Origin of the sequence: Vibrio pomeroyi, from assembly GCF_024347595.1 — a bacterium.
GTDB classification, from domain to species: Bacteria; Pseudomonadota; Gammaproteobacteria; order Enterobacterales; family Vibrionaceae; genus Vibrio; species Vibrio pomeroyi.
The window spans coordinates 1,298,305-1,319,497 of sequence record NZ_AP025507.1; the positions used below are offsets into that span (position 1 = coordinate 1,298,305).

Below are 21,193 nucleotides of genomic sequence, written 5' to 3' on the forward strand. Positions count from 1 at the left end.
AATCAAACGAACAATAGATAAGTGAGAACAATGAAAAAGCTAGTCACCCTTGTCACCTTAGCATTAACGGCTTCGTTGAGCTCGACTCATCTTCTAGCGGCAGAAAAGCTACGAGTTTACGCTGCATCGTCTATGACCAACGCGGTTAACCTATTGGTTGAAGAGTTTGAAAAGAACCATACGGTTGATGTTATTCCTGTGTATGCCAGTACATCATCTTTGGTGAGACAGATTGAAAGAGGGGCACCAGCAGACATTTTTATCTCAGCCAATGAAAAATGGATGACGCATTTAGTCGACCGAAAATACGTATCTAGTGACAATGTCACTAATTTGTGTGAGAACGAACTTGTGCTGATTGCCCCTAAAGATTCTTCGGTATCGTTGGATCTCTCACAGGGGGAGCAATGGACTAAACTGTTGACGAATGAAAGACTTGCAGTAGGTAACACAATGTCTGTTCCTGCGGGTATCTATGCGAAAGAAGCATTAGAAACGTTAGGTGTATGGAATGATGTGAGCAGTCGATTGGCACCAAGTAACAATGTTCGTATGGCATTGGCTTTAGTCGAACGCAGTGAAGCCAAACTCGGAATTGTCTACAAAACCGATGCGTTGCTCTCTAAAGAAGTGAATCTAGTTAAGACGTTCCCGTCTGATTTGCACACCCCAATACGTTACCCTGTAGCGAAAATGAGCGACAAAGTGATTGCAGAAGAGTTCTATACTTTCCTAGACACAGAAAAAGCGAAGGACATCTTGAACAGTTTTGGATTTGAAGTGCGCTAAATGAGTTACTTATCGGAATACGAATACCAAGCCTTAATGCTGAGCTTGAAAGTCGCTGGGTTTGCCATCTTATGGTTGATTCCTATCGGCATTGGTTTAGCGTGGTTGCTTGCTAAGAAACAATTTGTCGGCAAAAGTATTGTAGAGAGCATCGTGCATTTGCCTTTGGTGCTTCCTCCAGTGGTCATTGGTTATTTGTTGCTGGTGATGATGGGGAGACAAGGCATCATTGGCTCTTGGCTTAATGAGGTGTTTGGTATTGTATTCAGCTTCAGTTGGAAGGGAGCGGCATTGGCGTGTGTTGTTGTCGCGTTGCCACTGATGGTTCGCTCGATCCGACTTAGCTTAGAAACAGTCGACAGCAAACTGGAAGAAGCGGCAGCCACATTGGGGGCGTCACCTATTCGCGTGTTCTTCACAATTACATTGCCTCTTATGATCCCTGGGATCATTACTGGCACCATGCTTTCTTTCGCACGAAGCTTGGGTGAGTTTGGCGCGACAATCAGTTTCGTTTCAAATATCCCCGGTGAAACTCAAACCATTCCTTTGGCTATGTACACCTTTATTGAAACTCCTGGTGCAGAGATGGAAGCAGCACGTTTGTGTGTGATTTCTATTGTGATAGCGCTAGGTTCATTGATGCTCTCTGAATGGCTCAATAAGAAGTCGGCACAACGACTAGGAGGTAATGCATGAGTGCTTTGATCCTCCAATACCAACAACAACTTGGCGAAACTTTCTTCGATATCGACTTAGAACTACCAAGTAGTGGCATTACGGCTATTTTTGGTCGTTCTGGTGCGGGTAAAACATCACTTATTAATGCGATTAGTGGCCTTAAACAGCCAGATAAAGGGTTGATCAGCGTATCAGAGACCACCTTATTTGATAGTGGCAAGGGCATTAACTTGCCGACGCATAAACGCAATGTGGGTTATGTGTTCCAAGAGTCTCGATTGTTCCCACACATGAAGGTGTCAGCGAATCTCAAATACGGAATGAAAGGCGTTGATAAAGCGCATTTTGAGCAAATCGTGTCATTGTTGTCTTTGGGCTCATTACTTGATCGTTATCCGGCTCGTTTGTCAGGTGGAGAGAAGCAACGTGTAGCGATAGGCCGTGCTTTGTTGTCTAAGCCGAGTATTCTGTTGATGGATGAGCCTTTAGCCTCTCTCGACTTACCTCGTAAGCGTGAAGTGATGCCGTTTTTGGAGAACTTATCCGAAACGGTGCAAATCCCAATTATCTATGTCACGCATAGTCTCAACGAGATCTTACGTTTGGCGAATCACTTGGTGATTATCGATCAAGGCAAAGTGATATCTTCGGGTGTCACGGAAGAAGTATGGGCATCAAGAGCCATGCAGCCTTGGCAATCTTTCTCTGAACAAAGCTCGTTGTTTGAAGCGACTCTCGCGGAGCACAATGATGATTATGCGCTGTCTCGCTTAACGCTTGGAAGATCGACGTCGTTATGGGTTCAGAAGGTATCGAGTGAGATTGGTGCGACAGTTAGGCTGCAAGTTAGGGCAAATGATGTCTCAGTCGCGCTAGAACAGCCGCAAGGCACATCAATACGTAACATCCTTCCTGTGACCATTAAAAGCGTAGAGACTCACCAGCAGGGCACAAACAAGCAGAGTGTTGCCGTTGAATTAGAGTTGGAGCCTGGATGTTACTTATGGGCAACCATTACCTTGTGGGCATTAGATGAACTTAATCTAGAAATTGGCCAACGCGTTTATGCGCAGATCAAAGGTGTGAGTGTTGCTCAACGAGATATCGCGGTGACACATTAAATCTGACAAGGTCAGTTTTTCGATATTGTCGTTATACTGCCGATTCTAGGTTCTGAAAATACGATCTTGATTCCATGAATGGAGACATGCGTCATTTTTATACGGTATAACTGCCAGTTTTGAGCCACACTGTATGAGTGCAAAGTCATATTGTTTGCGTAATGACTTAACGAGATGACACATCGACGAGTAAACAGATAAGTGACGAGACTAGAGAAAGCAACAGGTACAAAAAAGCCGCTTGTTGAAGCAACAAGCGGCTTAGTCATCAGTATTACAGTTGGCGCTAGCCTAAAGTTAGGCGCTTGGCGATTTACTTAGTAAAAACTTCTTTAAAATCACGCTTCAAGATAGCATCACGACGAGCTTTCTTGATTTGCTTAGCCATGTCTTTTACACAGTTATGTAAAATTTGGTCTAGCAGTTGAGCTCGGTACTCTTCTTTTTCTTCGTCAGTCATGCCTTCTGGAAGTTTAAGAGTAGGGAACTCTTCCATCATGTTTACACCAGCAAAAGCTTGGCTAACAGAGATTAGAGCGTGGAATTGCTCGAAGTTGTCCAAAACATTTTGTGCGCTTGCTGGAAGGCTGCTCCAAGTTTCACGAACTGCTTCTTCAGACACCTCATGAATTGAAGTAACCATGTTGTGCATCTCTTTAGGCACTTCATCAAATTCGATAACTTGGCGAAGCTCTGGCGAGATAGTGGTTAAATCGATTTCTTGTACTTCGTTGTTTGTAGCGTCTGACATAGTATTTCTCTTTAAAAAGAAACAATGCTAAAAAGATCTGTAAAAAAGTCAATATAATATAGAGATTAGGGCATGATTTAAGCCCAAATTTGAGCTACTTTGAATATTCAACACTAGATAAAGGTGATGTGATGATAGAAAAGGGATCTTCGATGCGCATATTGCTGGTTGATGATGTTCAACTAGACAGGATGCAACTTGCTATTCGACTCAAGCAGCTGGGTCATATTGTGGAAGCTGTCGGTAGCGGAAAAGAAGCCCTGAACGTCTATTCTGATTTTGATCCTGAACTTGTTTTACTTGATATCAGCATGCCAGACATGGATGGTTTTGAGGTCGCTAATGAGGTTCGTCGACAATTCCCAGAGTGGGTGCCTATCATCTTCTTGAGTGGCCACGAAGAACCAGAAATGATCGCTAAAGCGATTGATGCTGGTGGTGATGATTACCTTATCAAGCCGGTAAACAAAGTGGTTCTCAATTCTAAGTTGATTGCGATGCAACGTATCGCGCACATGAGGCGTGAGTTAAAACAAAGTACCGCGAAACTCGAAGAACTCAATATACTCCTACAACAACAAGCCAACGAAGACGGCTTAACCAAATTATACAACCGTCGATATATGGATACTAAGCTTGAAGAGAGCATTGCGTGGCACGGAAGACGTAATATATCCATGACTGTCATACTTCTAGATGTAGACTTCTTTAAACCTTACAACGATAATTACGGCCACATTCAAGGGGATAAGTGCTTACAAGGGCTTGCCAATACCTTGAAACAGCTGTTCGTTCGTGCGGGAGAGTTTGTTGGCCGCTACGGTGGTGAAGAGTTTGTTTTGATCTTAAGCGACACGGACAGCGAAGCCGCTAAATTACACGCGACTCGAGTAAAAGAAGCGTTGCATGAAATGAATTATGCCCATGACCACTCAACCGTATCAGATAGAGTGACAGCGTCACAAGGCGTACTCTCATTTGTACCTGAAGGTGATGAATCCATCGCTTCTATATACGAAAAGGTCGACCAAGCGCTTTACCAAGCAAAGCAAAGTGGCAGAAACACCTTCATACAACGCAACATTTTGGAGCTTGCTCGTTAGTTAGCGAGCTCTTTTAGAAATTTGAATTTATACTTCTATTAGCGTTTGAGCTAGGAAGTACTTTAGTGATAAGAGAAATGCCACATTCAAAGCCATTTTCTTTGGCTCATTCATGTTGGACACTGGTTGTCCCTGTACTCTGTTTATCTGTTCCCAGTATTGCTTCTGCAAATGAGATATCTGATCTCATTCGCAAGGAGATTGAGCGAAATTTTGCAACCAGCGTGCTTCTTAACGACACCGATGTATTTACCTTTGGTATCAATAACTTTGACCCAAACGAAGTATTTCGCTTAGACAATGAAGAGATTGGTTCGAGTGATTCGGTAAGCAGAAGACAAAATATGGCCTCTCTCAGCCTACCTTATACTTTCAAATTACCCGCCACTATTGAAGATAACCACCAAGAGGTGACGCTGCGTCTGTCTGCATTGCGCACAGAGAATGAAGTCAATTATTCATCAGCGTCCGTGTCTGATTTTCAAAAAGAGACAGTCATTTCGGGGTATGTTGAGTTTTCGAATGTCGCCCAATTAGATGAATACTGGAGCTTTCATTCTAGTATTGGCAATCACATCTCATATTATCGCAATGAATACGATTATCGCGGTAATGTACCCCAGCCTTTGGTAGATGCGATTGATGGGGTTTATCTCAATACTGACGCTTGGGCTTACATAGTAGAACCTAAGATTAAATTGATCTATGAAGACAAGAATAACTGGGGCAAATATAAACTCAGTACGAGTTGGCATTATTTCAACGGTCTCGGTTGGGGAGACGCCAATAACGGTAATGTAGGCCACCCAGAAGGTTGGTACATCGCCAATGAAGCGAAGATATTTTATGACTTAGTTCGTTGGGATAAGAACATTACGTCCATGTATTCGAGCATCAAGAGAATTGATATTGGTGGTGATACCGTCGTGCCTATGGGTACAACGTCGTATTACGAGGGCAGTGTAGGCTGGCTGCTTAACCCAAACCTATTTAACGAATGGGTCGATAATGTGGGCATTGGCTTTACCATCAATTACGGAAGCAGTTTGAAAGGCGGTAGCTTGGTGATCTTCTTTAACCAAGATTAAACACTGACCAAGTACCACCAACTCCACCAAGCGTAGGCTGCCTTACAATAAATAGTTTGGCGTTATAGTGACTCGATCTTTTAACTATGACGTTAACTATTAACGCACAGTTTGTTTCGTCCGGTTTCTTTCGCTTTGTAGAGCGCGTTATCGGCAAGCTTCAATACTTCTTCAGGGTGTCTGGTGGTTGTACTATCAGACAGTCCAATACTGATAGTCACATTCACCACTTCATTTGGCTTGCCATTCTTGCCACGTTTTTTCATTCCTACTTCATGGTCATCAGGGCGGTCGTTTGTGTTACGAATGATCATATCGTAATTCTGAATCTCAGAAATCAAAACTTGCAGATGCTCTTTTACTTGCTCGGTGTGCTTACCTTTGAAAATGATCGTGAACTCTTCACCACCATAGCGATAAGCTTTTGCACCACCAGTTGTTTCTCTCAATATACGAGCGACTAGCTTCAATACATCGTCGCCAATGTCGTGTCCGTAGGTATCGTTAAATTTCTTGAAGTGATCGATATCGACCATCGCCATTGAGTACTTACGCCCTAAGTGCTTCATATCCACTTCTAGAGCATGACGGCCAGGGATGTTAGTCAGTTGGTCATTAAAGGCCATGTCGTGGCTTGCAGACATCACGTAGATAATAATCAAGGTTCCTGACAGAGAAAACATAGTGCTTGAGATGTACTGCACGTCAAAAAAGATGAATGTACATGACGCGAGTAAAATAGCGCTGTAGACCACCACATCAATCGCTCGGTTGTACACCAGAACCAAAATTGAAGTTAAACCAAGCAAGCAAAGGCTATAGAGAACCAATACGAAGGGCAGTTTTGAGAAATCTCTGACAATGAACAGAATCCCTTCACTCCATGATTCAAAACCTCCGGCATGGAAGTGAGACACGATCAGTTGCGCCCAAACCATAAATAGAACAAGAACCAAGGCATATAGAAACATCGACTTTGAATTAACGCCGTTATCAGGGAAGGCGTAGACCAGTAAACAAGTGACAGGTACTAGAGCTGCAAGCAACGAGAGCTCTAATAGTGTTGTGCCAGTATTGAGAGGTGTTTGTAAGCGAACTTGGATGATCAGGTAAGCGAGCAGCATGGTGACAGACACCATAGCCATTCGACCTTGTTTAAATGTGTGGCACAGTAAAACCGCAACGCTCAATAAAATATATGGGAGGTTGCTAGCAAACCCTAAGTTTGAATCCGTCACAAGAATGACGTTGTTCATACCTGCAAGTAAAATTGCTAGAAGGAGTAAAGGGAAGCAAAATCGAAACATGCTCGACGTTACAAAAGATGATGCCATTTATGTGGTGAGCCTAACTATAATGATGATCTTATTAATTAATACTATACGTAGGATACGGTTAAACAAGCGATTGCCAAGCATTTTGCTTAAATGAGAGTAAAAACATAGCCATAGGTCGCTATTGGTGCAACCATTTTTATATGTATTTGAGTTGCTATTAACCATAGAACGAACTACACAGTATATATGAGAAATTAATTAGTCGTTATAGATACTTAACAAAACCTAGGTGGTTTGTACTTAATGGTTACATGCTGAGCAGCAAGCAAGCAAGCAAGCAAGCAAGCAAGAAATGTAAATCTGTAATGAAGTTCGAGTAAGGTTTATAACGAAGTTACAGTGAGTTTTGCGATTAGGTTGTTCATTGTTCAGTACTCGGTCATAAACAACCGCTACAAATGGAGGTGTAGTATGCAAATAAGTGTGGATGTACATAATTATATGGAAACTCTGGTGGGCCACGTGTTGGCTACCGAGGAATATGTGTCTAGTTATACCAACGAACAGTTGGCGGATCTTGCGTGCCTGGCTTTAGGACAGCTTAAACCGATCTATATTCGTTTCGATATCGATTTTCTTTCAGCGCTGCCGGAAGACAAATTGGTGCTCTACAAACGTAATAGTGAGATCGCGGTCAAAAATGCAGAAAGTATGATTATTGACGATCGAAGACGTGAACGTAACGACAATGTGCCCGTTATATTTACTCAACACAATTTTGATGATGACGTAGAATTGCAATGGTATGAAAAGCCATTGTTGAACCGTAAACAGTCATGATAGTTTAGTGTCAGTACGGTCATTTAAGGAGTAAAAAACGTGGGATTCTTTTCTAGATTATTTGGTGGCAAAGAAAAAACCGAACAAAAAGTAGAGATTGAGCCAGTCGAATATAAAGGCTTCAATATCTATCAAGATGCCATTGCTGAATCTGGTCAATACCGTGTTGCTGGGCGAATCGAGAAAGAAATTGACGGTGAAATTAAAACTCATCGTTTTATTCGTTCAGATGTTGTTTCAAACAAAGAAGACGCCAACGAATTGATGCTTAAGAAATCGCAGATGTTCATCGACCAAATGGGCGACAACATATTTAGCTAACCAATTAGGGTTAGAATTGATGTTGGTCATAATTTAGAGAGCTTTCAGTGTATATGCTGAAAGCTCTTTTTAGTTTTAGGGATAAAGAACAGCTAGTCGGTTGTTATTAAAAGGATTATTGGCAAGTGGTTTGACCTCTTTATTCGAGAGGGCCTTCATTTATCGAAATTAAGCGCTCAAATTCCATCCAAATCGTTATAAGTAATAACTTTTTCTGTTCTTTGAACAAAACGCTTGAAGTATTAGTTGTCGTTAGATACAAACGAATAAGTCATTGTGCCAATAGTTGAAGTGTCGCTATGCAAATTGGTGTAGCCAAGTGCGCTTACGACCTCTTTAATTTGTCTTTGGTAAGAATAATAATCACAAATTGATACACAAGGAGTCTAATTTGTTGATAGGTGTACCAAGAGAAACGCTCGCTGGTGAAACGCGAGTCGCTGCATCGCCGAAATCGGTCGAACAGCTTCTAAAGTTAGGATTTGAAGTTTGTGTTGAATCACAAGCAGGTGCGCTAGCAAGTTTTGAAGATTCAGCTTATGAACAAGCTGGTGCAAAAGTTGTAAGCGCAGATGAAGCTTGGAAATCCGATATTATCTTTAAAGTTAACGCCCCGATCGTTGACGAATCTAAAAATGAAATCGATCTTCTTAAAGATGGCGCAACATTGGTCAGCTTTATTTGGCCTGCTCAAAACCCAGAATTAATGGAACAATTGTCCAGTCGTAACATCAACGTGATGGCGATGGATTCGGTGCCTCGTATTTCAAGAGCTCAAGCACTTGATGCATTAAGTTCTATGGCAAACATTGCGGGTTATCGTGCAGTTGTTGAAGCGGCGCATGAATTTGGTCGATTCTTCACAGGTCAAATTACAGCGGCAGGTAAAGTACCACCAGCGAAAGTACTGGTTGCAGGTGCGGGTGTTGCTGGCCTAGCGGCAATTGGTGCAGCAGGTAGCTTAGGTGCGATTGTTCGTTCATTCGATGTTCGTCCTGAAGTAAAAGAGCAAGTAGAGTCGATGGGTGCTGAATTCTTGGAAGTTGATTTCCAAGAGGATACCGGCGCTGGTGATGGCTATGCGAAAGAGATGTCTGAAGCATTCAACAAGAAAGCGGAAGAGCTCTATGCGGCTCAAGCAAAAGACGTTGATATCATCATTACAACGGCACTGATTCCAGGTCGCCCTGCACCTAAGCTGATTACCAAAGAGATGGTAGATAGCATGAGTGCGGGCAGCGTGATTGTGGATCTGGCGGCTGCGAATGGCGGTAACTGTGAATACACGGTTGCGGATCAAGTCATCACTACTGCGAATGGCGTAAAAGTTGTTGGTTACACTGATATGGTTGGTCGTTTACCGACTCAATCCTCTCAGCTGTACGCGACTAACCTCGTTAACTTACTGAAACTGCTTTGCAAAGAGAAAGACGGCAACATCAATATCGATTTTGAAGATGTTGTGCTGCGCGGTGTTACAGTGGTTAAAGAGGGCGAAGTCACCTGGCCAGCTCCCCCAATTCAAGTTTCTGCTCAACCTCAACAACAAGCGAAACCAAAAGCAGCGAAACCCGAGCCTAAAGTTGAAGAACCTGTTTCTCCAATTAAGAAAGCGGCGGGTATGGCGGTTGCTGTTGGTGCATTCGCTTGGATAGCGTCGGTTGCTCCTGCTGCGTTCTTATCTCACTTTACCGTTTTTGTTCTCGCTTGTGTGGTGGGTTATTACGTAGTTTGGAATGTTAGCCATTCTCTTCATACGCCTTTGATGTCTGTAACGAATGCGATTTCAGGGATCATTGTGGTAGGTGCGCTATTACAGATTGGACAAGGAAGCGGCGTCGTGACTTTCCTATCTTTCATTGCCGTTTTAATTGCAAGTATCAATATCTTTGGTGGCTTTACCGTGACCAAACGTATGCTTGAAATGTTCCGTAAAGACTAAGGAGTAACAGATGTCTGAAGGATTAGTACAAGCAGCTTATATTGTTGCTGCTGTATTCTTTATTATGAGCTTGGCTGGATTATCGAAGCAGGAATCTGCACGTGCAGGTAACTATTACGGTATCACGGGTATGGCAATCGCGTTGATCGCGACGATCTTTGGCCCTCACTCAGCGGGTATTGTGTGGATCATCATCGCAATGGTGATCGGTGGTGGTATTGGTATCCACTACGCAAGAAAAGTAGAAATGACTGAAATGCCTGAGCTGGTGGCAATTCTGCACAGCTTCGTAGGTATGGCAGCGGTACTTGTGGGTTACAACAGCTACATCGATCCACCAGCGGCTGTGTCACTTAACCCTGCTGATATTCATGCAGAGCACGTGATCCACTTAGTGGAAGTGTTCCTTGGCGTGTTTATCGGTGCTGTGACGTTCACAGGTTCGATTGTTGCGTTTGGTAAGCTTCGTGGCGTTATCTCTTCATCTGCACTGAACATTCCTCACAAGCACAAGTGGAACCTAGCGGCTATCGTTGTTTCGACACTGCTTATGATTATGTTTGTGAAAGCAGACGGCAGCATGTTCGCACTGATGGTGATGACACTTATCGCGTTCGCTTTCGGTTACCACCTGGTGGCATCGATTGGTGGCGCAGATATGCCAGTGGTTGTTTCTATGCTGAACTCGTACTCAGGTTGGGCAGCGGCGGCGGCAGGTTTCATGCTTGCAAACGACTTGCTTATCGTAACCGGTGCACTCGTTGGTTCGTCAGGTGCAATCCTGTCGTACATTATGTGTAAGGCGATGAACCGTTCGTTCATTAGTGTTATCGCTGGTGGCTTTGGCCAAGAAGTCACAGTATCTGATGGCGATGAAGAGCAGGGTGAACACCGTGAAACTTCAGCTGAAGATGTGGCTGACATGCTTAAGAACTCTAAGTCAGTAATCATCACTCCGGGATACGGCATGGCAGTAGCTCAAGCTCAGTACCCAGTGCACGAAATCACTGAGAAGCTAAGAGCGCAGGGCGTAAATGTTCGATTTGGCATCCACCCAGTTGCGGGTAGGTTACCGGGTCACATGAACGTACTGCTTGCTGAAGCAAAAGTACCTTACGATATCGTTCTTGAAATGGACGAAATCAACGATGACTTCGATGAGACAGATACTGTATTGGTTATTGGTGCAAACGACACCGTGAACCCTGCAGCACTTGAAGATCCAAACAGCCCAATTGCTGGCATGCCAGTTCTGGAAGTTTGGAACGCTCAAAATGTTATCGTGTTCAAACGTTCTATGAACACAGGTTACGCCGGTGTTCAAAACCCACTGTTCTTTAAAGAGAACACACAGATGCTGTTTGGCGATGCGAAACAGAGCTGTCTAGGGATTTTAGAGCACCTATAAGGCTTGTTCTAAAAACACCTGTAAACGAAGGAGCTCATATGAGCTCCTTTTTTTGATCAGCGGAAAGTCATTCTTTGATAATCATTCACATATAATCGCAAAGAGATCATCAAGAAAGATCCGCCCTTGGATTGACGTGTTATTAAATCAATAAACTAGTACGCATGCACGGCACCACCGTATTATCATGGAATTAACCGCTGATAGTCGTCATTCTCACTGTTTTTCATGCGGTTAAAAATTTATCTTTGATAACGAATGGTATATATTTGATTGATCTATATGAATTTGCGCTGGTTTGTGATCATCAAAAGAAAATTTACGCTTCTTATCGCTACATTGTCAGTGTCAGTAAACGCGTTTGCTGACTCTTTGCCTGAGCGTATCGATAACTTCACCAAACTCTTTGATCATGAAACGGCAGTTGAATCTTATGACATTCGATTGCTTCAGGCTGATTATCCAACTCGCTTGATCATGCCGTCTTCAATGCTGCCACAAACGGCAGAGTATCCGTTAAAAGACATCCAACGCTTATACCAGTTATCAAAAACGTGTAGTGGAAAGTTGCCGTTAAGCCCTTTGATCACGGAGCCTTTGGTTTTTACTCGTGCGATGTGTAAAGGCACCAAGCTTTCAGACCGTTGGTTTAGTCGTAGTGGTTTGATTCACCCAGGTGGTGGTTCTTACGCTGCTCGTTACGTTGAGAAGTACCCAGAAAAGTTCGATTCTTTGAAGCGCTATATGCACATTCAGGAGCGACCAAACGCCGAACATGACGAATTGCTGTCTCGTTTGCAGCAGATGGATAGCGAAGCCATTACTGCGCTGTTAGCTGGTGCGAGCATGTTTGTTGAACTGGACGAAATGTGGGTAAAACGCGGCGACAGATATTACCTGTATAAAGAATCAGTCTGGAACGAAAACGCCACGCTTGCAGGGTTGTCGTTTAGTTTGTCTTCAGAAGGCAATAGTTGTTTTGTTCAACGTGGCAACGTCTGTTGGGAAATAGAAGACCATTCTGAACTGTTGCAAGTCGCCATGTTTATCTTGGTGATCGCCAACATCATGCTGGTGTTGGGTTGGGCCGTTTATCGTTGGAACAGTAAGAAACAAGAGATGAAGAGCCGTATGTTGGTTCTTCAAATCCTAACGCACGAATTAAGAACGCCAATTGCGAGTTTATCATTGACGGTTGAAGGGTTCAGACGCGAGTTCGAACACTTACCAGAATCGGTATATGATGAGTTCCGTAGATTGTGTGAAGATACTCGTCGTTTAAGACAGTTAGCTGAAGCAAGTAAAGACTATTTGCAGTCAGACAATCAACCTCTCGCGACAGAGTGGGTGCCGAGTGTCGAAGAGTGGCTTCAGTACAAAGTTGAAGAAGATTTCGCGCCGGGAATTGAACTGCGTGTTAACAAAGATATTGCTGCAAAAGTAAACGTGTATTGGTTAGGAACGTGTATCGATAACCTGATCAGGAATGCTGTTAAATACGGTGTCGCACCAGTGATACTAGAACTGAATACTTCTGACAAGAAGCTGACATTCAAAGTTATAGATAATGGAGACTTGTCCCGCAAAGATTGGGGGCAACTAAGAAAGCCATTCGTTAGTAAGAGTGGACTCGGTTTAGGCCTGACGATAGTGGAATCTATGGTCGGAAAAATGGGCGGTCACATGACGCTTATCGGCCCCCCAACAACATTTATTTTGGAGATACCTTGTGAAACAGACATTGCTTCTCGTTGAAGATGATAAAAATTTAGCTGACGGTTTATTAGTTAGCCTTGAGCAAGCTGGATATGAATGTTTGCATGCAGAACTGATCTCTGAAGTTGAAGGCTATTGGGAACAAGCGGATCTGGTTATTCTAGACCGTCAACTTCCTGATGGTGACTCAGTAGATTCACTTCCTGGTTGGAAGAAGAAGAAAGATATCCCTGTAATTTTGCTAACAGCATTAGTTACAGTAAAAGACAAAGTAGCGGGCCTAGATTCAGGCGCTAACGACTACCTAACTAAGCCATTTGCAGAAGCAGAGCTGTTTGCTCGTATTCGTGCTCAACTTCGCTTACCAGATGCTGAAGAACAAGATGCATCAAAAGTCATCGCTCAAAATCTTGTTATCGATAAAGCAACTCGTGAAGTGTTTTTCAACGAACAAGAAGTAACGCTAACACGCACAGAGTTTGACTTACTATTGTTCTTGGCAAGCAACCTTGGTCGCGTTTTCACTCGTGACGAGCTGCTTGATCACGTATGGGGTTACAACCACTTCCCAACAACACGTACAGTAGACACACACGTTCTGCAACTTAGACAGAAATTGCCGGGTCTAGAAATCGAAACGCTACGTGGCGTTGGCTACAAGATGAAAGCGTAATGAAAAAAGCCTTACTTCCACTATTATTGCTGTCTGGCGCGTTCAATAACGCGCACGCTGCAGATTGGTTTAAGAACAGTGATGCTCTAACCCAAGTACACAAACATCTACTGGATAACGATTTGTCCCAGATGTTTGATTCATTAGTGGAAGTTTGGCAGATCAATGCTTCTCAGTCTCGAGAAGATCACCTCAATGAATTGTTCGACCAAGCGTTGAATAAAGATTGCGGTAAAACCCTCACCAAAAAGACATTACCGGATTGGGTCAGTTCGGTGGTTGTAAAAAGACACGTGATTCAAAGCCCGGGGCGAGATACATTCCGTGTTGCGATTGAGGTCGAATCTGATAACAACATTCAAGATATCACCTTCGAAAAATGGGTCGATAAAGTTGTATCGTCTGATAGTGAATTCACCAAAGAAAACGAAGTTGTCAACAATGCCTCAGTCAACTTGTATCGGAAGCGCTATAATTTAGCGTCTCAGCTCGATTCTGGACTGTATCGTTTAAACGTGAAAGGCGATGGCGGTAACTCTTGGAGCACTTGGGTTATTCTTGGTGAAGTTGCCATGCGTCAGCAAGTTCGCTGGGCATCTAAAGACACGTGGCGTATCGATAAGAAAGAACTGCTCAACCCTTATTGTCCACTTCCTAAACTTGAAGTCGGTTTGTACGATTATGTCGACGAACACTATGAAGAAGTCTGGGGAAAGAGTTACGAATCTGATTACCCGATGAATCTTACGGGCGAAGATCTACCCAATGATCGCTACGTACTTGCCGTTTCAATGGTGCATTCGCGTTGGCAAGGTGACATAGCGATAGAACAAGCACAAACTATCAGTAAAACTTATGATATTTCTAGCGAAGAAGAGTTAAAGTAATTTAAAATTGTGCCGTTAACTATGTAAGGGATCTAACAAAGATAAACGGCATGAAAAAAACTACTAAACTACTCGCAGCGTCAATTGCATTCGCCAGTCTTCCTCTTTCAGCAGCAAACTACGCCATTGAAGCGCGTGGTGATGCGATGGGTGGTGTTGGTGTTGTTTCTGCAAACTTCCTAACCGCTCCATTCTATAATCCAGCATTGGTTGCGATCTATCGTCGTAACGATGACATGGGCATGATTACACCAAGCTTTGGTGGTAGCTATAACGACCCTGATGACATGAAATCGAATATCGATAATGTTATCGACGCGACAACTCCTGGCGAGATAGATGCTGCTCTAAAAAAACTTGATGGTAACCAAGCCAACGTTGAACTGGGGGGTGTTGTCGCATTCGCCTTACCTAATCAATTTATTGCTGCAAACCTTTTCGCGAAAGCCTACACAGAGTCGTTTGCTACTCCTGATGTTCATACTCAAGGAACAGATCAACAGCAGCTAGAGCTATCTACAGTAGAAGCAGTATCGATCGGTGTTACTGAAGTTGGCCTTTCTTTAGCCAAATACCAAACCTTCATGGGCCAACATATCTCATTCGGTGTCACACCTAAGATACAGCGTATTTACACCTACAACTACGTTGCCTCCGTTAATGATTACGACTTGTCTGATGTAAGAGAAAATGGTGACGGCGAAACAGCTTTTAATATAGATGCTGGTGCACTTTGGTTCTTCGGGCCATTCCGAGTCGGTGTTGCGGCAACCAACTTGATCTCTCGAGATATTGAAACTAAAGATACTACTAAGTTACTAACGAGTGGTTCAGAAAGTAACCTTGTAGGTGGTAAATACACTTACCAACTTGAGCCAGTTTACACAGTTGGTGCTGGTATAGTGTCTGACTACTTTACGTTAAGTGTCGATTACGATTTGAATGAGACAGAAAAATTCACGTCCTTTGATGATAATGAGCAGATGATTCGTGTGGGTACTGAAGTAGACCTACTACGACAGCTTAAGCTAAGGGGAGGGTACTACAAGAACCTGGCTTATTCGGATTCGGAAGGAACAGTCACAGCCGGTATTGGTTTGTCTCCGCTTAATTTATTCCAGTTAGATATTAGTGCTAACTACACGAATGAAAATGCTATGGGCGCTTCTATCAATTTCCTTGCTAGTTACTAACAGTCCTTATATAGTTCTGCTCTTAAACAAAGGAGCAGAGCATGCTAAACGACTTACCAACCCTTTCTCACGAAGAACAACAGAAAGCTGTTGAACGAATTCAAGAAATGATGACTCAGGGCATCAGCACAGCACAAGCTATCAAAATCGTTGCTGAGCAAATTCGTGAAGAAATGAGTAAAAAAGAAGAGTAGGGCATCAGCCCTTCTTTTTTACCCTCCTAATGCACTATAACTAGATGGATTGCTATCTAGTATATTATCTCGTTCATACCAATACATTATCCACCCTAAATCTTGACCTATCCAAAACACTTAAATTGAGCCTATTCAGTTAGTTACATTAGATTAATCCACTTTGTTGGCTTTTCTCGCTTTCCATTTGTAATTTAATTACAAATAGATCTGAAAGTAAAACAACTGTCACCTTAGGTGTCAGCATTTATGTCACCATGCCTAAGTGGTTAAATATATGGCGTTTTTTCGATCTAGTGACGCTGTGACTTCGATTTTGAAAGCATATGCTCAGGAGAATGTGCGTAAGTAGATGATTGGGCATTTGAACTAAGAACAGAGTTAAATAAGTAGTAACCGAACTGCTAAATACCGATAGCGGGATCGATTTAACTCGGCTTTACCCAATCTTAGTTGGTCAAATATGCGAATTTAAGAATAGATATTTAGGAACATAGAGCGTAAAGAAGCTCTTAATAGGGCTGTAATCTGGGAGGATACAATCCCCCTGAGAGTCGTACTGTCGCGTTATTCAGGTAAGAAGAGGGAGTATAAAGGTGTGAGTCGATTAGAGTAGCTATGTCGAGTCAGCAAAGCTAATTTATGACTTCGTTTAATCAGCTGTTGAGAATCTATTGGTTACTATACGATGCAGGTAGCGACAGAGCATTAATTGAGTGTTGTATAGCTTTAGATGTTCTAGAGAACCTAATAAGACGTAACGACTTGGTTTCGTCCGTTGTCCTTGGCTTGGTAGAGCGCCTGATCTGCCCGTTTAATAGCAGAACGAATTGATTCATTCTGCGTCAGTTGTGTAAATCCAGCAGATGCAGTGATCGCAAGTTTAAATGGCCAATCGCTTTGCTCAAGCGCATCATAGAGATTAGTGATACTTTCGTTACACTGTAGCGTATTTTGATCGATGCAGACCAGTAGAAACTCCTCACCACCCCAACGATATAGCAAATAGTGTTCACCTAGGCTATCGGCTGCTGTAGCGACAAACTGAATCAGAACCTGATCACCCACTTCATGGCCGTATTGGTCGTTTACTTGCTTGAAATGGTCTAGGTCGAATAGAGCGATATGAATCGACTTACCTTGTTGCGCAAGACGTTCAAAATCATAGAAGGTATCCAACGCTTCTGTTCGGTTTCTGCAACCTGTTAAAGGGTCGGTTGTTGCCTTTACCTTTAACTCTTCGATCTCTTGGGTTAACAAATGCCTTTGTTCTGCCGCAACGTTTTTCGCTCGCTTGGCGATGTATAAAGCACAAGATATGTAGTAGAGCGCGTACATCACCCATAATCCAATCAACATCTTTCCTAGCACAACACGGTCCATCGTCTTGCCATGGAATAAAATACTTTTCACCGCGAGTTTATGGTGGCCGTCAAGCGTGCTAGCGCCAAGTCCAAGCTCAACAGAAACGGCATTGGTAATATCCACCGCGCTATTCGTAATAGGGTGGTTGTAATAGTCAATCCACCAAAGCGGAACATTGAAGTAATCTAAGTCGATGTTGCCTATATCGGGTAACGAGAAATCTAAGCGATTGAACTTGTTAGACATTGCGTCGCCTTGAACGCTGTAGTTCTCATCGTAGTTACGAATGTAGAAGCGAAATCTTGGGTTCTCTTGGCCTTGGTAATCCATGTTGATAGTGACTGAATCATAGGTAGAGAGATCGAGCCCTTTGCCTTCTGTCGATATTACGAATTCAATCTCACAGAATGGAGCGCTATAAGTCCGCTTAAAGTTACACTGTAACTCAATTCCATCTTTTGAGTTGTGTAGTGAACCTATCGTGCCGCCATCATGGTCTCTGTCAGTGTTAACGAGGGTCGGGTATCTGTCTGGTGTGATAATGTAGTTCTTATCCATGATCGTACGAAAAGATATCAACGACAGCAGGGTGACTGCCAGGCAAAAAACAGAAAGGAATATGTTGAGTTGTCTGAAAGCTTTATCGCTCATAATATTAATCCGTACGCATGACTGTGTGATTATGCGCGATGCCTTATTCTGGCGCAACCAAAGATTACTTTTGAATAGCGGTGTTGTGGAATCGTAGCATCCAAAAACGAAGAAACAGCCGACTTTTATACAGGAAACAGATTTATTAAACTCATAATGAGATCAAAGTACCCTCGTACATTGTTGTTTTTGCTTGATATTTAATCAATAAGTACGGTTTTTACGGGGAGAACAGTTTGACTGTATAAATATACAGTTAAATTAAAAGGGCATGTTTTGTGGCGTACAGAATTAAGAGAACGGTTATGGAGTCAAATTTGCCCCGATGTAATGGACGTTCAGTCATAATACTTATAATTCTCGAGTACATTTTCGTTGCAGTGTCACGTTTTTACAAGAATGGAAGCAGAGGACTATTGCTCAGAACGGCATGGAATGTCTACGCGGTGTGAATAACATTAGAAATCGATTGTCGCATAAGCTTGGTACTCCAATAATTTTTGATGAGGTATTTAAACTGGCAGGATTAGCCGCTGCTGCTGGAGGTATCGATTTTTCTGATAGCGCAATTTATTTGGATAAATCGAGGTATTTTCATGAATATGGTATTGAAGGTGTAATCCAAGAAGTTTTCGAAAATACAGCTCAATATTTATTGTACTTGAGGGATGATGAGAGCTTTCTAGAAAACTTTGTAAGCGTACGAAATTCCTAACGAGTCTGAATTGGCAGGTAACTCACAACAGAGTTCAGCGTGTGGAGTTGATTAAAAACACGCTCGTGTGTGTGAAATCTGAAGCGAAACGAACAGAGCGATACACACAAGGTTGACTCACAGTACCTCGAATCATTGGTGTAAATAGAAATAGTGGTAAGTTTGATCAGAAGACCAAAAGTTCTCGTTATTAAAGTTGTTGTTTAGAACGATGTAGACGTTGGCCACGTCAACGCGTTTAAACAGACAGCCAAAATCCATAAAACCCATAACATGAAGGACTTAATCCGGCGTTGTGTGCAAAATCCATAAAGACTAAGGTGCTGAATGTGCTCAGATTTTAATGTCCGTCACTGCGTATTATTTGTTTTTATGTTCAATTAGTTACACTAATGTTTAAATTAACACTATGCATTTGATAGACAACTTATAAGCCACTCACAATTATAGATATTTGTATATATGAAGCTCTTATGTAGATTGTCACTAAAGCCGTACAAAAATATGATTTTCGTCCCATTTATAAGAATGAGACAAAGATCACATGAAAAATAAGATAAAAGATGAGCTATTCAATAACGGCCTATACATCAACCAAGTTAATGATTTGTTGCTATGGCACTTCGATGGCCACGATGAAGCGGCGGAATACTTCGGTGTAACACCTCAGACGGTGAAAAACTGGATCAGCAAGGGTAATTGGCCGTTGTCTGTGGTTCGGTTACTTCTGGTTATGCATAGGGGATATTTACCCACGTCTAAGCCGTGGCGAGGTTTTAAGATTCGGGGGGATGTTCTTTACACTCCCGGAGGGCGAGAGCTTACCGCGTTTGATTTGATGGAGTTAGATATCAAGATGAGTCTTGATCTGACTTCGAATGTGATTCAGTTCAGACGAAAAAAAAAGAGACGATTTAAACTTAAAAAGCAGGGCGCACGCCCTGCTATTTCTTAAGTTTAATGACTACTGCGCCAGCTATGACAGCGACAACAGACACGAGGATAATGGTTCGCTCTGTTACGTCTATTTTCACTGTCACGGGTTCTGGTGTGTTCACCGATACATCAAAGTTTGTAGGTATCATTTAACCTGTCTTAATCTCTAGGATAGTTAAGCGTTTATCTAGCTTCCATAACAGCGCGATAACTGCAATTGTCGTAGGAGAAAGGCCAATACTATTTAGATATTGTAGTAATTCGCTCATCACCATCCCTTTCTAGTAATTTGTGCGCGCCTTTGACTTCATCGCGTACGACTTCATAAACGCCAACGGCCACCGGCACAGCTGCACCAATCACGCCACCAAGTTCTAAACCTTGGTCGGTAATTTCTGCGCTGAATAGGTTTCCATATCCAAAGAACGCGGCAACGGTCGAAAGTAAGAGTGTTAAACCTTTTATTGTTGATGGTTGTATTTTCATTGTTCTAGCCCTGTATAGGTACATTGATTAGTGGGTGATATTTGGCGTTCATTGTGCCGCCTTGATACCCGAAGATTTTCAGCATTAACGGGTAATACTGGTCAATTTTCCAAAGTGTCGCGCTTGCTTCTGGGGTGAGGGTGTAATCATCATTCAGATAGCTGTCACGAATCATTAAGGGGGAAAGCTCCACTGCTTCCCAACCGTTTAAGCCGGCGGTTAGGTCACTGAGTAGCTCACCGACGGGTTGTGTCGCTTTGCTGGCTGTCTTCTGCAGGTGTGTACCTATCTTTTGTGTTAGATACCAAACAGTTAAGCCACCAACCACGACAAAACCCAAGTCAATTAGACGTTTTTCAAGCTGTGGCGATACCGTCATAAATCACCTTGTCGCTGTAGGGTTGTTGGCCGTTTTCGTGTGCAATGATCACTTTGATTAATGCGGCCTTGTGTTGTTCACCTACAGGAACATGACGCGAGACGTTCAGTTCTTTTTCTGCATGCTTGATATAAGACTCGGTGTCGTTCTCTACTGGTGGTGCCCATCTTGAAATAATGGTTTCAAGTGTGTTGATACCGTGAGAGTTGGAGTAGGTGTTAAGAATTCGAGCTATCGCACGAATGCCGTTTTCAGGTTTATCGAATGTGATAAAACGCCCATCGTTTCCGGTGCGACCTTTCCACGGTGTGCCGTTGTCTTCAATGTTCCCTGGGTTGTTGTTTCGGATACCACGCGGCCTATGTGCCTGGTCTAGTATTTTTCCCATATCAAACGTCCCGTTGTTGCTGTTTGGAAAAGGGAAGTTATCAAGCGAATAATGGTCTGCATCATCGCTTGATTGCTTCCGGTAAAGGTAAAGCAGTGCGCCGGCTGCGGCTGCACTAGCTAACAGTAAGATCTGGTTGCGGGTCTGCATCGGCTATTTCTCCGCGCTGCTCGGCTTGGTCAATCCCAAATTCACTCCAAAAACGGTGACCGCGAGGGACTGTCCATTCTTGGCCGTTGGTTGGGTGATTACAGATAACTGCGTTTTTACCTTGGTTTGCGTATTTCAT

The 21,193-nt window shown here is 42.9% G+C and carries 24 protein-coding genes; 16 read left to right on the forward strand and 8 right to left on the reverse strand.

Annotated elements, in window-relative coordinates; translation table 11 throughout:
• Positions 1-30 precede the first annotated feature (30 nt).
• The 3 genes from modA to modC are packed head-to-tail and all read left to right on the forward strand — an operon-like array spanning position 31 to position 2,591.
• On the forward strand, positions 31-789 hold the full coding sequence (gene modA, locus OCV12_RS21800; RefSeq protein WP_261886126.1) for a molybdate ABC transporter substrate-binding protein: 759 nt from the start codon (positions 31-33) through the stop codon (positions 787-789).
• Complete coding sequence (modB, locus tag OCV12_RS21805) at positions 790-1,488, forward strand: molybdate ABC transporter permease subunit (RefSeq protein WP_239846500.1); 699 nt, start codon at positions 790-792, stop codon at positions 1,486-1,488.
• The gene (modC, locus tag OCV12_RS21810) at positions 1,485-2,591 is read left to right on the forward strand and encodes a molybdenum ABC transporter ATP-binding protein ModC (protein WP_261886127.1); all 1,107 of its coding nucleotides are present in this window, start codon (positions 1,485-1,487) and stop codon (positions 2,589-2,591) included. The genes modB and modC overlap by 4 nt, the downstream gene beginning before the upstream one ends.
• Before the next feature lie 313 nt (positions 2,592-2,904).
• On the opposite strand, the gene OCV12_RS21815 is transcribed toward modC, so the two are convergent.
• Positions 2,905-3,342, reverse strand: a complete 438-nt coding sequence (locus OCV12_RS21815) for a DUF3069 domain-containing protein (RefSeq protein ID WP_017632818.1) — start codon at positions 3,340-3,342, stop codon at positions 2,905-2,907.
• A 131-nt stretch (positions 3,343-3,473) separates the two neighbouring features.
• Between OCV12_RS21815 and OCV12_RS21820 the strand changes: the two genes are divergently transcribed.
• Both OCV12_RS21820 and OCV12_RS21825 read left to right on the forward strand, forming a co-directional pair.
• Positions 3,474-4,445 (forward strand): GGDEF domain-containing response regulator, encoded by a 972-nt coding sequence (locus tag OCV12_RS21820; protein WP_176679666.1) that lies wholly within the window; start codon positions 3,474-3,476, stop codon positions 4,443-4,445.
• Positions 4,446-4,522: 77 nt separating this feature from the next.
• The gene (locus tag OCV12_RS21825; protein WP_261886128.1) at positions 4,523-5,533 is read left to right on the forward strand and encodes a Solitary outer membrane autotransporter beta-barrel domain; all 1,011 of its coding nucleotides are present in this window, start codon (positions 4,523-4,525) and stop codon (positions 5,531-5,533) included.
• 92 nt (positions 5,534-5,625) lie between these two features.
• Here OCV12_RS21825 and OCV12_RS21830 read toward each other — a convergent pair whose 3' ends face one another.
• A complete protein-coding gene (locus OCV12_RS21830) occupies positions 5,626-6,867 on the reverse strand; it encodes a GGDEF domain-containing protein (protein ID WP_239846504.1) in 1,242 nt (413 codons plus the stop codon).
• Between the two features lie 414 nt (positions 6,868-7,281).
• Between OCV12_RS21830 and OCV12_RS21835 the strand changes: the two genes are divergently transcribed.
• The 9 genes from OCV12_RS21835 to OCV12_RS21875 all read left to right on the forward strand — a co-directional run bounded on the left by OCV12_RS21835 (position 7,282) and on the right by OCV12_RS21875 (position 15,984).
• Entirely contained in the window at positions 7,282-7,650 is a 369-nt protein-coding gene (locus tag OCV12_RS21835) for a late competence development ComFB family protein (protein ID WP_261886129.1), read from the forward strand.
• A gap of 39 nt (positions 7,651-7,689) precedes the next feature.
• Positions 7,690-7,971, forward strand: a complete 282-nt coding sequence (locus tag OCV12_RS21840; RefSeq protein WP_239846506.1) for an HlyU family transcriptional regulator — start codon at positions 7,690-7,692, stop codon at positions 7,969-7,971.
• Positions 7,972-8,362: 391 nt separating this feature from the next.
• Positions 8,363-9,913 carry a Re/Si-specific NAD(P)(+) transhydrogenase subunit alpha gene (pntA, locus tag OCV12_RS21845; protein ID WP_176679671.1) on the forward strand — a complete coding sequence of 517 codons (1,551 nt, stop codon included), beginning with the start codon at positions 8,363-8,365 and terminating at the stop codon, positions 9,911-9,913.
• 10 nt (positions 9,914-9,923) lie between these two features.
• Positions 9,924-11,321, forward strand: a complete 1,398-nt coding sequence (gene pntB, locus OCV12_RS21850; protein ID WP_017632825.1) for a Re/Si-specific NAD(P)(+) transhydrogenase subunit beta — start codon at positions 9,924-9,926, stop codon at positions 11,319-11,321.
• A gap of 282 nt (positions 11,322-11,603) precedes the next feature.
• Positions 11,604-13,076, forward strand: a complete 1,473-nt coding sequence (vxrA, locus tag OCV12_RS21855) for a sensor histidine kinase VxrA (RefSeq protein WP_261886130.1) — start codon at positions 11,604-11,606, stop codon at positions 13,074-13,076.
• A complete protein-coding gene (vxrB, locus tag OCV12_RS21860) occupies positions 13,051-13,710 on the forward strand; it encodes a response regulator transcription factor VxrB (protein WP_017632827.1) in 660 nt (219 codons plus the stop codon). The genes vxrA and vxrB overlap by 26 nt, the downstream gene beginning before the upstream one ends.
• The gene (locus tag OCV12_RS21865; protein WP_261886131.1) at positions 13,710-14,597 is read left to right on the forward strand and encodes a DUF2861 family protein; all 888 of its coding nucleotides are present in this window, start codon (positions 13,710-13,712) and stop codon (positions 14,595-14,597) included. The genes vxrB and OCV12_RS21865 overlap by 1 nt, the downstream gene beginning before the upstream one ends.
• Before the next feature lie 50 nt (positions 14,598-14,647).
• Positions 14,648-15,790, forward strand: a complete 1,143-nt coding sequence (locus OCV12_RS21870; protein ID WP_261886132.1) for a conjugal transfer protein TraF — start codon at positions 14,648-14,650, stop codon at positions 15,788-15,790.
• 41 nt (positions 15,791-15,831) lie between these two features.
• The gene (locus OCV12_RS21875) at positions 15,832-15,984 is read left to right on the forward strand and encodes a YoaH family protein (RefSeq protein WP_261886133.1); all 153 of its coding nucleotides are present in this window, start codon (positions 15,832-15,834) and stop codon (positions 15,982-15,984) included.
• Between the two features lie 747 nt (positions 15,985-16,731).
• Here the strand turns inward: OCV12_RS21875 and OCV12_RS21880 are convergent.
• Positions 16,732-18,000 carry a GGDEF domain-containing protein gene (locus OCV12_RS21880; protein ID WP_261886134.1) on the reverse strand — a complete coding sequence of 423 codons (1,269 nt, stop codon included), beginning with the start codon at positions 17,998-18,000 and terminating at the stop codon, positions 16,732-16,734.
• A gap of 448 nt (positions 18,001-18,448) precedes the next feature.
• On the opposite strand from OCV12_RS21880, the gene OCV12_RS21885 reads away from it, so the two are divergent.
• Positions 18,449-18,715 (forward strand): glycyl-tRNA synthetase subunit alpha, encoded by a 267-nt coding sequence (locus OCV12_RS21885; RefSeq protein WP_261886135.1) that lies wholly within the window; start codon positions 18,449-18,451, stop codon positions 18,713-18,715.
• A 544-nt stretch (positions 18,716-19,259) separates the two neighbouring features.
• Positions 19,260-19,670, forward strand: a complete 411-nt coding sequence (locus tag OCV12_RS21890) for a DUF3653 domain-containing protein (RefSeq protein WP_017632832.1) — start codon at positions 19,260-19,262, stop codon at positions 19,668-19,670.
• Here OCV12_RS21890 and OCV12_RS21895 read toward each other — a convergent pair.
• From OCV12_RS21895 to OCV12_RS21915, 5 genes are all read right to left on the reverse strand, one after another.
• Entirely contained in the window at positions 19,660-19,800 is a 141-nt protein-coding gene (locus tag OCV12_RS21895; RefSeq protein WP_017112105.1) for a hypothetical protein, read from the reverse strand. The genes OCV12_RS21890 and OCV12_RS21895 overlap by 11 nt on opposite strands.
• 91 nt (positions 19,801-19,891) lie before the next feature.
• On the reverse strand, positions 19,892-20,137 hold the full coding sequence (locus tag OCV12_RS21900) for a hypothetical protein (protein WP_017112106.1): 246 nt from the start codon (positions 20,135-20,137) through the stop codon (positions 19,892-19,894).
• 4 nt (positions 20,138-20,141) lie between these two features.
• The gene (locus OCV12_RS21905; RefSeq protein WP_017112107.1) at positions 20,142-20,516 is read right to left on the reverse strand and encodes a hypothetical protein; all 375 of its coding nucleotides are present in this window, start codon (positions 20,514-20,516) and stop codon (positions 20,142-20,144) included.
• Positions 20,494-21,054: a structural protein P5 gene (locus tag OCV12_RS21910; RefSeq protein WP_261886136.1), complete on the reverse strand. Its 561-nt coding sequence runs from the start codon at positions 21,052-21,054 to the stop codon at positions 20,494-20,496. Before OCV12_RS21910 ends, OCV12_RS21905 begins: the two co-directional genes overlap by 23 nt.
• On the reverse strand, positions 21,020-21,193 hold the full coding sequence (locus OCV12_RS21915; protein ID WP_261886137.1) for a hypothetical protein: 174 nt from the start codon (positions 21,191-21,193) through the stop codon (positions 21,020-21,022). Before OCV12_RS21915 ends, OCV12_RS21910 begins: the two co-directional genes overlap by 35 nt.

Coding starts and splice junctions, on each gene's coding strand:
- OCV12_RS21880 (WP_261886134.1), bottom strand. CDS start 18,000: ATGAGCGATAAAGCTTTCAGACAACTCAACATATTCCTTTCTGTTTTT.
- vxrA (WP_261886130.1), top strand. CDS start 11,604: ATGAATTTGCGCTGGTTTGTGATCATCAAAAGAAAATTTACGCTTCTT.
- OCV12_RS21820 (WP_176679666.1), top strand. CDS start 3,474: ATGATAGAAAAGGGATCTTCGATGCGCATATTGCTGGTTGATGATGTT.
- modC (WP_261886127.1), top strand. CDS start 1,485: ATGAGTGCTTTGATCCTCCAATACCAACAACAACTTGGCGAAACTTTC.
- OCV12_RS21910 (WP_261886136.1), bottom strand. CDS start 21,054: ATGCAGACCCGCAACCAGATCTTACTGTTAGCTAGTGCAGCCGCAGCC.
- modA (WP_261886126.1), top strand. CDS start 31: ATGAAAAAGCTAGTCACCCTTGTCACCTTAGCATTAACGGCTTCGTTG.
- OCV12_RS21895 (WP_017112105.1), bottom strand. CDS start 19,800: ATGATACCTACAAACTTTGATGTATCGGTGAACACACCAGAACCCGTG.
- OCV12_RS21915 (WP_261886137.1), bottom strand. CDS start 21,193: ATGAAATACGCAAACCAAGGTAAAAACGCAGTTATCTGTAATCACCCA.
- OCV12_RS21900 (WP_017112106.1), bottom strand. CDS start 20,137: ATGAAAATACAACCATCAACAATAAAAGGTTTAACACTCTTACTTTCG.
- modB (WP_239846500.1), top strand. CDS start 790: ATGAGTTACTTATCGGAATACGAATACCAAGCCTTAATGCTGAGCTTG.
- OCV12_RS21835 (WP_261886129.1), top strand. CDS start 7,282: ATGCAAATAAGTGTGGATGTACATAATTATATGGAAACTCTGGTGGGC.
- OCV12_RS21875 (WP_261886133.1), top strand. CDS start 15,832: ATGCTAAACGACTTACCAACCCTTTCTCACGAAGAACAACAGAAAGCT.
- OCV12_RS21890 (WP_017632832.1), top strand. CDS start 19,260: ATGAAAAATAAGATAAAAGATGAGCTATTCAATAACGGCCTATACATC.
- OCV12_RS21905 (WP_017112107.1), bottom strand. CDS start 20,516: ATGACGGTATCGCCACAGCTTGAAAAACGTCTAATTGACTTGGGTTTT.
- OCV12_RS21865 (WP_261886131.1), top strand. CDS start 13,710: ATGAAAAAAGCCTTACTTCCACTATTATTGCTGTCTGGCGCGTTCAAT.
- OCV12_RS21825 (WP_261886128.1), top strand. CDS start 4,523: ATGCCACATTCAAAGCCATTTTCTTTGGCTCATTCATGTTGGACACTG.
- pntB (WP_017632825.1), top strand. CDS start 9,924: ATGTCTGAAGGATTAGTACAAGCAGCTTATATTGTTGCTGCTGTATTC.
- OCV12_RS21830 (WP_239846504.1), bottom strand. CDS start 6,867: ATGGCATCATCTTTTGTAACGTCGAGCATGTTTCGATTTTGCTTCCCT.
- OCV12_RS21815 (WP_017632818.1), bottom strand. CDS start 3,342: ATGTCAGACGCTACAAACAACGAAGTACAAGAAATCGATTTAACCACT.
- OCV12_RS21870 (WP_261886132.1), top strand. CDS start 14,648: ATGAAAAAAACTACTAAACTACTCGCAGCGTCAATTGCATTCGCCAGT.